Genomic DNA, 12,573 nt, shown 5'->3' with positions numbered 1-12,573 from the left:
CCCTGTGCCGCTCTCGGTCCGGTCCTGCGTCTCAGCTCTGGTTGAAGAACCCGCCCTCTGCGATGCGGGCCTTGTCCTCCGCCGTGACATCGACGTTAGCAGGCGACAACAGGAACACCTTCTGCGTCACCCGCTCGATGCTGCCGTGAAGACCAAACACCAAACCGGCCGCAAAGTCGACAAGTCGCTTCGCGTCTGTGTCATCCATCTCAGTCAAGTTCATGATCACCGGGGTGCCCTCACGGAAGTGTTCCCCGATGGTACGGGCCTCGTTGTAGGTCCGGGGGTGAAGCGTGGTGATCCGGTAAGGCTCTCGTTCCGACACGACCTTGGGCATGATCACCGGTGCGTTCTTCTCCAGGCTGGCGCGTTCTTGTGTGATGGATGCCACGGGCGCGATCCGCGCCGGGCGTGGCGATTCCGCGGGCAGCGAAGCGGAACGGGACACCGGTTCGCGGGGCGCGGGCGGGTGGACGACTCGTACCTCTTCGTCCCTTTGGGGCTGATGTGTTCCGTGGGACTGGTGCGACGGCTCGTGCCGCCGGTGGTCCCGCTCCGGCTCGGGGTCGAGTTCCGGTTCGAAATCGTCGTCTGGGTCGAATCCGCGGCCGTCGTACCCATCGTCCTCCACGAGGCCGAGGTAGACCGCCATCTTGCGCATCGCGCCGGCCATGCTCCGAGTCCTCCGCTCTGTGGTGGATCCGCTGACGACCGCCAAGTGCCCGCGATCCACTGGGTCCTTGTTCCGCTGTTGGGCGGAAATGACCATATTTTCTGCTGTGGTCCGACTTCTTGGCGACGTTACCCGAGCCTGGGGCGGACTCCGAGTACCGCACTGCCGACGCGCACATGTGTCGCTCCGGCGGCCACGGCCTGTTCGAGGTCCGCACTCATCCCTGCCGAGACCATGTTCGCAGCCGGATGGGTCCGGCGCAGGTCGGTCGACAAATCCATCAACCGCTCGAACGCCGCCTGTTGGCGGCCGGCGTACTCCCCGGTGAGCGGCGCGACGGTCATCAGGCCGTCCAGCCGCAGCCCTTCGGCCCCGGCCACCAGGCCGGCCAGCTCCGCGACGCCGGAGGGCGCCACGCCCCCGCGCTCGCCCCGGCCGTCGGCACCGGCGTCGAACGCGACCTGGATCAGGCAGCCGACCTCGCGTCCGGCCCGGACGGCCTCCTTGGAGAGCGCCGACACAAGACGGGCACGGTCGACAGACTGCACCACATCCGCATAACCGACCACCGAACGCACCTTGTTGGTCTGAAGCTGACCGACGAAATGCCACACCAGGGGCAGATCCGCACAGGCCGCCGCTTTCGGGGCGGCGTCCTGGTCGCGGTTCTCGGCGACGTGCCGCACACCGAGCTCCGCGAGGGCGCGCACGTCGCTCGCGGGCCAGGTCTTGGTGACCACGATCAGCGTCACCTCGTCGCGTCCGCGACCGGCCGCGTCGCAGGCGGCGGTGATCCGCTCCTCCACTCTCGCCAGGTTCGCGGCGAGTTCGTCCTTACGGTCCGTCATGTCCTCGCGTCCAGCCACACATAACTCGCGAGCCGCCCGGTGGTGCGGTCGCGGCGGTACGAGAAGTGATCGTCCGACTCCCGTGTGCACACGGGCGAGCGCTCGGCGCCGAGGACGCCGAGCCGCTCGAGTTGCGCGTGCACACCCGCGACGACGTCGACCGCGGGGGTGCCCCAGCCGGTCTCGGCGTACGCCGCCGGTTCGACGGCGGCCACGTCGGCGCGCATCTCCTCCGGCACCTCGTAGCACCGTCCGCACACCGCGGGTCCGGTGCGCGCGACGATCCGGGCCGGGTCGGCGCCGAGGCCGGTCATGGCGCGTACGGCGGCCGGGACCACCCCGGCGACCAGTCCGGGCCGGCCCGCGTGCGCCGCGGCCACGACGCCCGCGACGGGGTCGGCCAGCAGCACCGGCACGCAGTCGGCGGTGAGCACGGCGAGGGCGAGTCCGCGCCGCGCGGTGACGACCGCGTCCACCTCGGGCACCGGACGGTCGCCCCACGGCTCGTCGACGACGACCGCGTCGGCCCCGTGCACCTGGTTCATCCAGACCACGCGGGCCGGGTCCACGCCGAGCGCCTTGGCGGCCAGTTCCCGGTTGGTACGCACGGCTTCCGGGTCGTCCCCGACCGCGCCCCCCAGGTTGAGCTCCTCATACGGAGCGGCGCTCACCCCGCCCCACCGGTCGGTGAAGCCGAAGTGCGCGCCGCTCACGCTCTCGCGCCGTCCTATCACTTCAGGAAGTCCGGGACGTCCAGTTCCTCGGCCGCGCTGTCGTAGCTCCGGGACGGCGGGACGGGCGGCTGGACGGCCGGGATGTCGGCCACGGGCTCGGGGGCCGGGGCCGGCTCCGGGTCCTCCTTCGGCGTGACGCTGCCGAGCGAGCCGAAGGACGGGCGGCTCTCCGTGCGGCCGGCCGGGGCGGGCTCCTCGCGCTTGACCGAGGAGGAGCCGAGGACGTTGTCCCGCTTGGCGGGCGGCTGGCCGCCGTCGAAGCCGGCGGCGATGACGGTGACCCGGACCTCGTCGCCGAGGGCGTCGTCGATCACCGCGCCGAAGATGATGTTGGCCTCCGGGTGCGCGGCCTCGCTGACCAGCTGGGCGGCCTCGTTGATCTCGAACAGGCCGAGGTCGGAGCCGCCGGAGATGGAGAGCAGCACGCCGCGGGCGCCGTCGATGGAGGCCTCCAGCAGCGGGGAGGAGATGGCCATCTCGGCGGCGGCCACCGCGCGGTCGTCGCCGCGGGCCGAGCCGATGCCCATGAGGGCCGAACCGGCCTCGGACATGACGGACTTGACGTCGGCGAAGTCGAGGTTGATGAGGCCGGGGGTGGTGATGAGGTCGGTGATGCCCTGGACACCGGAGAGAAGGACCTGGTCCGCCGACTTGAAGGCGTCGAGAACCGATACCTGGCGGTCCGAGATGGACAGCAGCCGGTCGTTGGGGATCACGATGAGGGTGTCGACCTCTTCGCGGAGCTCCGCGATGCCGTCCTCGGCCTGGTTCGCGCGGCGCCGTCCCTCGAAGGTGAACGGGCGCGTCACCACACCGATGGTGAGGGCGCCGAGGGAGCGGGCGATGTTGGCCACGACGGGCGCGCCGCCGGTGCCGGTGCCGCCGCCTTCACCGGCCGTCACGAAGACCATGTCGGCCCCCTTGAGGACCTCCTCGATCTCCTCGCGGTGGTCCTCTGCGGCCTTGCGGCCGACGGCCGGGTTCGCTCCGGCGCCGAGTCCGCGGGTGAGTTCACGGCCGACGTCGAGCTTGACGTCGGCGTCGCTCATCAACAGCGCCTGCGCGTCGGTGTTGATGGCGATGAACTCGACGCCCTTGAGACCGACCTCGATCATCCGGTTGATGGCATTGACACCACCGCCGCCGACACCGATGACTTTGATGACTGCGAGGTAGTTCTGCGGTGCTGCCACGTCGAAGGCCTCTCGCCTCGAGTTACGTGTCGCCGGGACGCCGGAGCAACTGCTGCCCCCGCGATCCGACGACTGATGCCGAATGGGACGGTCCGTAGCGCCGACCCGAACCCTAACGTTGAAGTTTAGGGTTACCAGTGTGTCTGTTCCCTGGAGTCTTCTGAACAGGACACTAAGTCGACACGTGGCGCACGTTCAACGAACACGCCGAACCTCCCGTTTTTCTTTTCACCCTATGTGATCAGCCGTGTCGCTGCCCAACCAGGGTGCTGGCCTGCGCTGATGTGCGTCAACTCCCTGATGACGCCGGGGCGCTGGGAACGCTGACGTCGAAGTGGCGCGCGTCCGGCTCCGCTTTCACCAGCGCGGTGAGGGCGCGCGCCTTCCGCGCCCCTCTCTCGCCGCTTCCCCAGTCGACGGTACGGCCGTCCGTGAGTTCCAGCGAGATGTCGTCGTAGGAACGGACCTTGACGGTGCGGGTTTCCGGGGCGAGGGAAGCGGGGACGGCGCCGGCCACGCGCACCGCCTCACGCACCAGACGGTCCTCGCCGAAACGCCGGAGGCTGGCCGCCGCGGACCCGGAACGGGAGAGGTCCATCGTCAGGGCGGGCACTCCCTTGGGCGCCTTCTCGACGGTGGCGAACCGGACGCCCTCGTCGTCCACTTCGACGAATTTCCCGCCCTTGTGGACGAGGAGGACGGCCGTGCGTTCGGTGACCCGGAGCGCGATCTCGTCGGGCCAGGAACGGACCACCTCGACGGTGTCGATACGGGGCAGCGCCTCGGCGGCCCGCCTCTCGATGGCCCCGGTGTCGACCGAGACGAGCTGTTCCCCGAGCGGCACGTCGGCCGCCTCGCGGACCTGGTCCGGCGTCAGGACGTCGGTCCCGGTGACCGAGACGCGCTCCACGCGGACCAGATCGGAGCCGTACAGCAGCCAGAAGGTGCCGCTGCCGAGGAACAGGAGGACCACCGCCGATGCGATGATCAGACGAAGACGCCGTCGCCGTACGGCTCGTACGGGCGGCGGGCCGGACGACTCCCGCTTGCGTTCACCGCGCTCGGCGGTCGTCGATCCGGCCACGCTCCCTGCCCTCCGTCACATGCCTCTACCTGTGGGCACGGGCGGCGACCGCCTCGTACACCATGCCGACGAGCAGGTCGTCGGCGTCCCGGCGGCCGAACTCGCTTGCGGCGCGGGACATCTCGTACAGCCGGTGCGGGTCGGCGAGCACGGGCAGGACGTTCTGCTGCACCCACTCCGGGGTGAGGTCCGCGTCGTCGACCAGCAGGCCGCCGCCGGCCTTCACCACCGGCTGGGCGTTGAGCCGCTGTTCGCCGTTGCCGATGGGCAGCGGGACGTAGGCGGCCGGGAGTCCGACGGCGGAGAGTTCGGCGACGGTCATCGCGCCCGCGCGGCAGAGCATCATGTCCGCCGCCGCGTACGCGAGGTCCATCCGGTCCAGGTAACTTACCGGGATGTAGGGGGGCATGCCCGGCATCTGCTGCACCTGCGGCAGTTCGTTCTTCGGGCCGACCGCGTGCAGGATCTGGATGCCGGCCTGCTGGAGCCACGGGGCGACCTGCTGGACGACCTCGTTGAGCCGGCGGGCGCCCTGCGAGCCGCCGGAGACCAGCAGCGTCGGCAGGTTGGGGTCGAGACCGAACGCGGCCCGCGCCTGCGGGCGCATGGCGGCCCGGTCGAGGGTGGCGATGGTGTGCCGCAGCGGGATGCCGATGTAGCGCGCGCCCCGCAGCTTGCTGTCCGGGGTGGCGACGGCGACCTGGGCGGCGTACCGGGAGCCGATCTTGTTGGCCAGGCCGGGGCGGGCGTTGGCCTCGTGGATGACGATCGGCACGCCGAGGCGCTTGGCCGCGAGATAGCCGGGCAGGGCGACATAGCCGCCGAAGCCGACCACGGCGTCGGCCCGGGTGCGCTCCAGGATCTGTTCGGCCGCCTTGATGGTCCCGCGCAGCCGGCCCGGGACGGTGATCAGCTCGGGGGTGGGCTTGCGTGGCAGCGGGACGGCGGGGATCAGCGCGAGTTCGTACCCGCGCTCGGGTACGAGACGGGTCTCCAGGCCGCGCTCCGTGCCCAGGGCCGTGATGCCCACGGACGGATCCTGCCTGCGCAGCGCGTCCGCGAGGGCGAGCGCGGGCTCGATGTGGCCCGCGGTTCCTCCGCCGGCGAGTACGACATGCACCGAAATTCACCGCTCTCCGGACGAACGCGCCCCCGGGGCACGCCGTCGCATCGTGTTCCATCTCCGGGGCCGCTGAGAACCCCTGATCCGCTTTCTACCAAAGCGGGGTTGCCGCATGGCGAGCGCCATCCGCGCAGCGGGGTCCTCACGCGCGAAGGCGATCAGCAGCCCGATGGCGAACATGGTCGGCAGCAGGGCGGACCCGCCGTAGGAGAACAGCGGGAGCGGGACTCCGGCGATCGGCAGCAGACCGAGCACCGCACCGATGTTGATCACGGCCTGCGCCGTGATCCAGGTGGTCACGCCTCCCGCGGCATACCTGACGAAGGGGTCCTCCGTGCGTCCGGCCACGCGGATACCCGCATAGCCTAGAGCGGCGAACAGGGCGAGCACCGACAGCGTCCCCGCCAGGCCCAGTTCCTCACCGGTGACGGCGAAGATGAAGTCCGTGTGCGCTTCGGGCAGTTCACCCCATTTCTCCAGACTCGCGCCGAGGCCGGAGCCGAAGATCCCGCCGGAGGCCAGGGCGTAGATGCCGTGCACGGCCTGCCAGCAGTCGACCGGGCCGGTCTGCGGCTCGGTGGCGCCGAGGCAGGCGAGCCGGGCCATGCGGTTCTCGCTGGTGCGGATGAGGATCGCGCCGAGCAGCGCGGCGACCGCCAGCACCCCGGCGAACAGCCGGGTCGGGGCGCCCGCCAGCCACAGCAGGCCGAAGAGGATCGCGGTGAGGATGATGGCGGTGCCCATGTCGCCGCCGAGCATGATCAGCCCGAGCAGCATGAACGCGGCCGGCACCAGCGGCACCAGCATGTGCTTCCACTGGGTCAGCAGCCGCTTGTCCTGTTTGCGGGCGAGCAGGTCGGCGCCCCACAGCACCAGCGCCAGCTTGCCGAACTCGCTGGGCTGGAGCTGGAAACTGCCGCCCAGCGCGAGCCAGTTCTGGTTGCCGTTGACCGCGACTCCTATCCCCGGCACCTGCACCAGGGCCATCAGGAAGACGGCCCCCGCGAGGATGGGGTAGGCGAGCGCCCGGTGCAGCTTCACCGGCATCCGGGACGCCACCAGCAGCAGCACGGCGCCGATCACTGCGGCCAGCAGCTGCTTGCGGAAGAAGTACGAACCCGGCAGCGACATCTGGAGTGCCGTGATCTGGGAGGCCGAGTAGACCATCACCAGACCCAGCACGGTGATCAGCGCGCTGCCGCCGAGGACGACGTAGTACGCGGTCAGCGGCCGGTCCCAGGCCCTGCGCGCCCGGATCACCAGGGTGCGCAGGGGGTTCTCGCGCGGGGGGCGGGGCACGACGGGGCGCCGGGCGGCCCGCTGGACGGGCGGCCTGCCGGTACGGCTACTGGACATCACGACCTCCGCGGTACGCCGGCCAACAGGTCTCGGACGGTCCCACGCGTCCCTCCCAGGGTCGCCCGGCGCCGGGGCGGCCGGGGTCAGGCGCCGAGCTCGCGCACCGCCTGGGCGAACGCGTCACCGCGCTTGTTGTAGTTGGCGAACATGTCCATCGAGGCGCAGGCCGGGGCCAGCAGCACCGTGTCACCGGGGCGGGCCAGCCGCCGCGCCTCCTGGACGGCCTGGAGCATCGCCCCAGTGTCGGTCCGCCCGAGGTCGACCACGGGGACTTCGGGGGCGTGTCGCGCGAGGGCTTCGCGGATCAGGGCGCGGTCCCGGCCGATCAGCACGGCGCCGCGCAGCCGCTTCGCCGCCTCGGCGACGAGTTCGTCGAAGGTGGCGCCCTTGGCGAGCCCGCCGGCGATCCACACCACGGAGTCGTACGCCGCCAACGAGGCCTGCGCGGCATGCGTGTTGGTGGCCTTGGAGTCGTCCACGTAGGCCACGCCGTCCACGTCGGCCACGTGCGCGATGCGGTGGGCGTCCGGGGTGAAGTTCCGCAGCCCCTCCCGTACGGCGCCCGCGGGCACCCCGTAGGCGCGCGCGAGGGCCGCCGCGGCAAGGGCGTTGGCGATGTTGTGCGGGGCGGCCGGCTTCACGTCGGCGACCTCGGCGAGCTCCTGGGCGTTCTTCTGCCGGTTCTCCACGAAGGCGCGGTCGACCAGGAGGCCCTCGACGACGCCGAGTTGGGAGGGACCGGGGGTGCCGAGGGTGAAGCCGACGGCCCGGCAGCCCTCCTCCACGTCGGCCTCGCGGACCAGGTCCTCGGTGGCCTTGTCGGCGGTGTTGTAGACGCAGGCCACGCGGTTGCCCTCGTAGATGCGGCCCTTGTCCTTCGCGTACGCCTCCATGGAGCCGTGCCAGTCGAGGTGGTCGGGCGCCAGGTTGAGGACGGCGGCGGAGTGGGCGCGCAGCGAGGGCGCCCAGTGGAGCTGGTAGCTGGACAGCTCCACGGCGAGCACGTCGTACTCCTCGTCGCCGAGGACCGCGTCGAGGAGGGAGACGCCGATGTTGCCGACGGCGGCGGTGCGCAGCCCGGCCGCCCGAAGGATGGAGGCGAGCATCTGCACGGTGGTGGTCTTGCCGTTGGTGCCGGTGACCGCGAGCCAGTCCGCCGCCCCGGGCTTCCTGAGCCGCCAGGCGAGTTCGACGTCGCCCCACACCGGCACCCCGGCCGCGTCCGCCGCCGCGAACAGCGGCTTGTCCGGCTTCCAGCCGGGCGCGGTGACGATCAGCTCGGTGCCGTCGGGCAGGGTGTCGCCGTCACCGAGGCGCACGGTGATGCCGAGTGCCTCCAACTCGGTGGCCTGCTCGCGGGCGCGGGCGTCGTCGCCGTCGTTGACGACGGTGACCTTCGCGCCGAGTCCGTGAAGCGCCTTGGCCGCCGGGACGCCGGAGACGCCGAGTCCCGCGACGGTGACGTGCTTGCCCTGCCAGTCGGTCACTTGTCCGCTGCCCATCCCGCGTAGAAGAGGCCGAGTCCGACGATCACACAGATGCCCTGGATGATCCAGAAGCGGACCACCACAAGGACTTCGGACCAGCCTTTGAGTTCGAAGTGGTGCTGGAGCGGCGCCATCCGGAAGACCCGCTTTCCGGTGAGCCGGAACGAGCCGACCTGGATGACCACCGACATCGTGATGAGGACGAACAGGCCGCCGAGGATGGCGAGCAGCAGCTCGGTGCGGGAGCAGATCGCGAGGCCCGCGAGCACGCCGCCGAGCGCCAGCGAACCGGTGTCGCCCATGAAGATCTTGGCCGGGGAGGTGTTCCACCACAGGAAGCCCAGGCAGGAGCCCATCAGCGCGGAGGCCACGACGGCGAGGTCCAGCGGGTCGCGCACCTCGTAGCAGGCGCCCGGGTTGGTCAGCGTCTCGCCGTTGGCGCAGGACTCCTGGAACTGCCAGACGCCGATGAAGGTGTAGGCGCCGAAGACCAGCACGGAGGCGCCGGTGGCCAGACCGTCCAGGCCGTCGGTGAGGTTCACGCCGTTCGACATCGCGAGGATCATGAACAGCGCCCAGATCACGAACAGCACCGGGCCGATGGTCCAGCCGAAGTCCGTGATGAACGACAGCTTGGTGGAGGCGGGGGTCTGCCCGCGGGAGTCCGCGAACTGGAGGGACAGCACCGCGAAGGCGACGCCGACGATCAGCTGGCCGGCCATCTTCGCCTTGGCCCGCAGACCCAGCGAACGCCGCTTGACGATCTTGATGTAGTCGTCGAGGAAGCCGACCAGGCCCATGCCGACCATCAGGCCCAGCACCAGCACGCCGGAGTACCGGGGCGACTCGCCGCTGATCACCTTGGAGAGGAAGTAGGCGGCGACCGTCGACAGGATGAAGGCGATGCCGCCCATGGTCGGCGTACCGTGCTTGCTGGCGTGCTCGCGCGGGCCGTCGTCGCGGATGTACTGCCCGTATCCCTTGCGGGCGAGCAGCTTGATCAGCAGCGGGGTGCCGATCAGCGTCAGGAAGAGGCCAATGACTCCTGCGAACAGGACCTGATTCATCATCGGGCGGCGACCTCACCCTCGGCACCGGTCTCGAGCAGCGCCTGCGCCACGCTCTCGAGCCCGACCGAACGGGACGCCTTCACGAGTACGACATCCCCCGGGCGCAATTCGCTGCGCAACAGGTCGACCGCCGCCTGTGCGTCGGACACGTGCACCGACTCCTCACCCCACGAACCCTCGTTATATGCGCCCAGTTGCAGCCAGGCGGCTTCCCTGCCCCCGACCGCGACGAGCTTGCTGACGTTGAGCCGGACGGCGAGCCGTCCGACCGCGTCGTGCTCGGCGAGCGCCTCGTCCCCGAGCTCGGCCATCTTGCCGAGCACCGCCCACGTACGGCGCCCGTTGCCCATGGCCGCCAGCGCACGCAGCGCGGCCTTCATGGACTCGGGGTTCGCGTTGTAGGCGTCGTTGACGACCGTCACGCCGTCCGGTCGCTCGGTGACCTCCATGCGCCAGCGGGAGAGGGAGCCCGCCTCGGAGAGCGCGCGGGCGATCTCGTCTGCGGACATGCCCAACTCGTGGGCGACGGCGGCCGCGGCGAGCGCGTTCGACACGTGATGCTCACCGTACAGGCGCATGGTCACATCGCTTGCACCGGAGGGTGTGTGAAGCCTGAAGGAAGGCTGTCCGCTGTCCGTGAGTCGCACGTTCTCGGCGGAGACGTCCGCTTCGCCGGACTCTCCGAAAAGGATCACCTTCGCCTTCGTACGGGAGGCCATGGCGCGGACGTAGGGGTCGTCCGCGTTGAGGATCGCGACGCCCCCCTCCTCGGCCGGCGGCAGCGACTCGACGAGCTCGCCCTTGGCCTGGGCGATCTGCTCGCGGCCGCCGAACTCGCCGATGTGCGCGGAGCCGACGTTCAGCACGAGGCCGATCCTCGGCGGGGTCAGACCGGTGAGGTAGCGGATATGGCCGATTCCGCGCGCTCCCATCTCCAGCACGAGGAACTTCGTCTCCTCGGTGGCGGTGAGCGCGGTCAGCGGCAGCCCGATCTCGTTGTTGAGGGAGCCGGGCGTGAACACGGTGGGGGCCTTGCTGCGCAGCACCTGGGCGACGAGGTCCTTGGTGCTGGTCTTGCCGGCCGACCCGGTGAGGGCGACGAGGGTGGCGCCGAGCCGGGCGACGACGTGCCGGGCGAGGGCCCCGAGCGCGGCCTGGACGTCCTCCACGACGATCGCGGGCACCCCGACCGGCCGGGAGGCGAGCACGGCGACCGCGCCCGCCTCGACGACCTGGGCCGCGAAGTCGTGGCCGTCCACGCGCTCGCCGACGAAGGCGACGAAGAGGCTGCCCGGACCCGCCTCCCGCGAGTCCCGGACCACCTCGCCGGTGACCAGGACGGAGGAATCCGGTATGTCGTGCGTCTGCCCGCCGACGACTTCTGCGATCTCGGCGAGGGAGAGGGCGATCACAAGTTCATCCCTGGGTCTTCTTGATGGCTTCGCGAAGCACCTGGCGGTCGTCGAACGGACGCACCACCCCGGCGATGTCCTGTCCCAGCTCGTGACCCTTGCCGGCGACCAGCACGGTGTCGCCGGGCTCGGCCCGGGCGACGGCGGCGGCGATCGCGGCGGCCCGGTCCTCGAAGACCTGGACCTCGCCGCGCTCGTGGGCGGGCACCGAGGCCGCGCCCTGGAGCATCGTGGCGAGGATCGCCAGCGGGTCCTCGGAGCGGGGGTTGTCGGAGGTCAGTACGGCGGTGTCGGCGAGCCGGGCGGCGGCCGCGCCCATCGGCTCCCGCTTGGTGACGTCACGGTCGCCGCCGCAGCCGAGCACGACGTGCACCCGGCCCTCGGTCACCTTGCGCAGGGCGCGCAGCACCGACTCCACGGCGTCCGTCTTGTGGGCGTAGTCCACGACCGCCAGGTACGGCTGGCCGGCGTCGACGCGCTCCAGGCGGCCGGGCACGCCCGGCACGGCGGCGACGCCGTCGGCGGCGGCCTGCGGGTCGAGTCCGGCGGCGGCCAGCGCGACGATCGCGGCCAGGGAGTTGGCCACGTTGAACGGGCCGGGCAGCGGGGCGCGGGCGGTGATCCGCTCGTCCTTGGGCCCGACCACGGTGAACGTCGAGTCCAGCGGGCCGACATGGACGTCCTCGGCGCGCCAGTCGGCGTCCGGGTGCCCCTCGGCGGAGTAGGTGACGACCGGGACGCCGGCCTCCTTGACCAGGCGGCGGCCGTACTCGTCGTCCACGTTGACCACGCCGAGCCGGCTGCGGGCGGGCGTGAACAGCTGCGCCTTGGCCTGGAAGTAGTCCTCCATCCCGGAGTGGAACTCCATGTGCTCCGGGCTGAGGTTGGTGAAGACGGCGATGTCGAAGACGCAGCCGTCGACCCGGCCGAGGACCAGGGCGTGGCTGGAGACCTCCATGGCCACGGCCTCGGTGCCGCGCTCGCGCATGACCGCGAACAGCGCCTGGAGGTCGGTGGCCTCGGGCGTGGTGCGCTCGGACTTGATGCGCTCGTCGCCGATGCGCATCTCGACCGTGCCGATCAGTCCCGTGCTGCGGACGGTCCGCAGTCCGCCCTCGACGAGGTAGGCGGTGGTGGTCTTGCCGGAGGTGCCGGTGATGCCGATCTGGAGCAGATCGCGGCCGGGGTGGCCGTAGATGGTGGCGGCCAGTTCGCCCATCCGCGCCCGCGGGTCGTCCACCACCAGCGCGGGCAGGCCGGTCGCGGCGACGCGTTCGGCGCCCGCCGGGTCGGTGAGCACGGCGGCGGCGCCGAGGCCTGCGGCCTGGGTGACGAAGTCGGCGCCGTGGGCGCGGGCGCCGGGCAGCGCGGCGTACAGGTCCCCGGGCCGGACGGCGCGCGAGTCGTGGGTGATGCCCGTGACCTCGGCGGTCTGCGCGGGTGCGGGGACACCCAGCTGACCGGCGAGTTCCGCGAGAGGTGTGGCGGAGACCCGGTCCGGACGGGGCGGCCCCGGATATGTCACGGGTTGACCCTTCTGGGTGGTTTGGGACTGATCAGCGTGTGGCACGGCGGTGAGCGTACCGGGCG

11 protein-coding genes are annotated in these 12,573 nt (G+C 71.2%); all 11 read right to left on the bottom strand.

Features of this window, described 5'->3' with window-relative positions; genetic code table 11:
• Nucleotides 1-31 precede the first annotated feature (31 nt).
• Nucleotides 32-673 (bottom strand): cell division protein SepF, encoded by a 642-nt coding sequence (locus ACFOSY_RS20380; RefSeq protein ID WP_033273164.1) that lies wholly within the window; start codon nucleotides 671-673, stop codon nucleotides 32-34.
• 128 nt (nucleotides 674-801) lie between these two features.
• Nucleotides 802-1,521 carry a YggS family pyridoxal phosphate-dependent enzyme gene (locus tag ACFOSY_RS20375; protein ID WP_006131295.1) on the bottom strand — a complete coding sequence of 240 codons (720 nt, stop codon included), beginning with the start codon at nucleotides 1,519-1,521 and terminating at the stop codon, nucleotides 802-804.
• A complete protein-coding gene (gene pgeF / locus ACFOSY_RS20370) occupies nucleotides 1,518-2,255 on the bottom strand; it encodes a peptidoglycan editing factor PgeF (protein ID WP_394308868.1) in 738 nt (245 codons plus the stop codon). The genes ACFOSY_RS20375 and pgeF overlap by 4 nt, the downstream gene beginning before the upstream one ends.
• Nucleotides 2,252-3,448, bottom strand: a complete 1,197-nt coding sequence (gene ftsZ / locus ACFOSY_RS20365; protein WP_394308866.1) for a cell division protein FtsZ — start codon at nucleotides 3,446-3,448, stop codon at nucleotides 2,252-2,254. Before ftsZ ends, pgeF begins: the two co-directional genes overlap by 4 nt.
• A gap of 289 nt (nucleotides 3,449-3,737) precedes the next feature.
• Entirely contained in the window at nucleotides 3,738-4,532 is a 795-nt protein-coding gene (locus ACFOSY_RS20360; RefSeq protein WP_394308864.1) for a cell division protein FtsQ/DivIB, read from the bottom strand.
• A 25-nt stretch (nucleotides 4,533-4,557) separates the two neighbouring features.
• Nucleotides 4,558-5,652, bottom strand: a complete 1,095-nt coding sequence (gene murG / locus ACFOSY_RS20355) for an undecaprenyldiphospho-muramoylpentapeptide beta-N-acetylglucosaminyltransferase (protein ID WP_394308863.1) — start codon at nucleotides 5,650-5,652, stop codon at nucleotides 4,558-4,560.
• 6 nt (nucleotides 5,653-5,658) lie between these two features.
• Nucleotides 5,659-7,011, bottom strand: coding sequence for a putative lipid II flippase FtsW (gene ftsW / locus ACFOSY_RS20350; protein ID WP_394308861.1), 1,353 nt, complete (start codon nucleotides 7,009-7,011; stop codon nucleotides 5,659-5,661).
• An 86-nt stretch (nucleotides 7,012-7,097) separates the two neighbouring features.
• Entirely contained in the window at nucleotides 7,098-8,516 is a 1,419-nt protein-coding gene (murD, locus tag ACFOSY_RS20345; RefSeq protein WP_394308859.1) for a UDP-N-acetylmuramoyl-L-alanine--D-glutamate ligase, read from the bottom strand.
• Nucleotides 8,498-9,568 carry a phospho-N-acetylmuramoyl-pentapeptide-transferase gene (mraY, locus tag ACFOSY_RS20340; RefSeq protein WP_394308987.1) on the bottom strand — a complete coding sequence of 357 codons (1,071 nt, stop codon included), beginning with the start codon at nucleotides 9,566-9,568 and terminating at the stop codon, nucleotides 8,498-8,500. The genes murD and mraY overlap by 19 nt, the downstream gene beginning before the upstream one ends.
• Nucleotides 9,568-10,983 (bottom strand): UDP-N-acetylmuramoyl-tripeptide--D-alanyl-D-alanine ligase, encoded by a 1,416-nt coding sequence (locus ACFOSY_RS20335; RefSeq protein WP_394308857.1) that lies wholly within the window; start codon nucleotides 10,981-10,983, stop codon nucleotides 9,568-9,570. Before ACFOSY_RS20335 ends, mraY begins: the two co-directional genes overlap by 1 nt.
• A 4-nt stretch (nucleotides 10,984-10,987) precedes the next feature.
• Nucleotides 10,988-12,508, bottom strand: coding sequence for a UDP-N-acetylmuramoyl-L-alanyl-D-glutamate--2,6-diaminopimelate ligase (locus ACFOSY_RS20330; RefSeq protein WP_394308855.1), 1,521 nt, complete (start codon nucleotides 12,506-12,508; stop codon nucleotides 10,988-10,990).
• Nucleotides 12,509-12,573: the final 65 nt, after the last annotated feature.

Source organism: Streptomyces lusitanus (genome assembly GCF_042647945.1).
Taxonomy (GTDB): domain Bacteria; phylum Actinomycetota; class Actinomycetes; order Streptomycetales; family Streptomycetaceae; genus Streptomyces; species Streptomyces pseudogriseolus.
Note: the sequence above shows the minus strand (reverse complement) of the source record. Positions and strands in the feature narration are given on the sequence as shown.

Excerpts from the sequence above, each read along its gene's own strand:
- mraY (WP_394308987.1), bottom strand. The coding sequence starts at position 9,568 with ATGAATCAGGTCCTGTTCGCAGGAGTCATTGGCCTCTTCCTGACGCTG.
- ACFOSY_RS20380 (WP_033273164.1), bottom strand. The coding sequence starts at position 673 with ATGGCCGGCGCGATGCGCAAGATGGCGGTCTACCTCGGCCTCGTGGAG.
- ftsW (WP_394308861.1), bottom strand. The coding sequence starts at position 7,011 with ATGTCCAGTAGCCGTACCGGCAGGCCGCCCGTCCAGCGGGCCGCCCGG.
- murD (WP_394308859.1), bottom strand. The coding sequence starts at position 8,516 with ATGGGCAGCGGACAAGTGACCGACTGGCAGGGCAAGCACGTCACCGTC.
- ACFOSY_RS20375 (WP_006131295.1), bottom strand. The coding sequence starts at position 1,521 with ATGACGGACCGTAAGGACGAACTCGCCGCGAACCTGGCGAGAGTGGAG.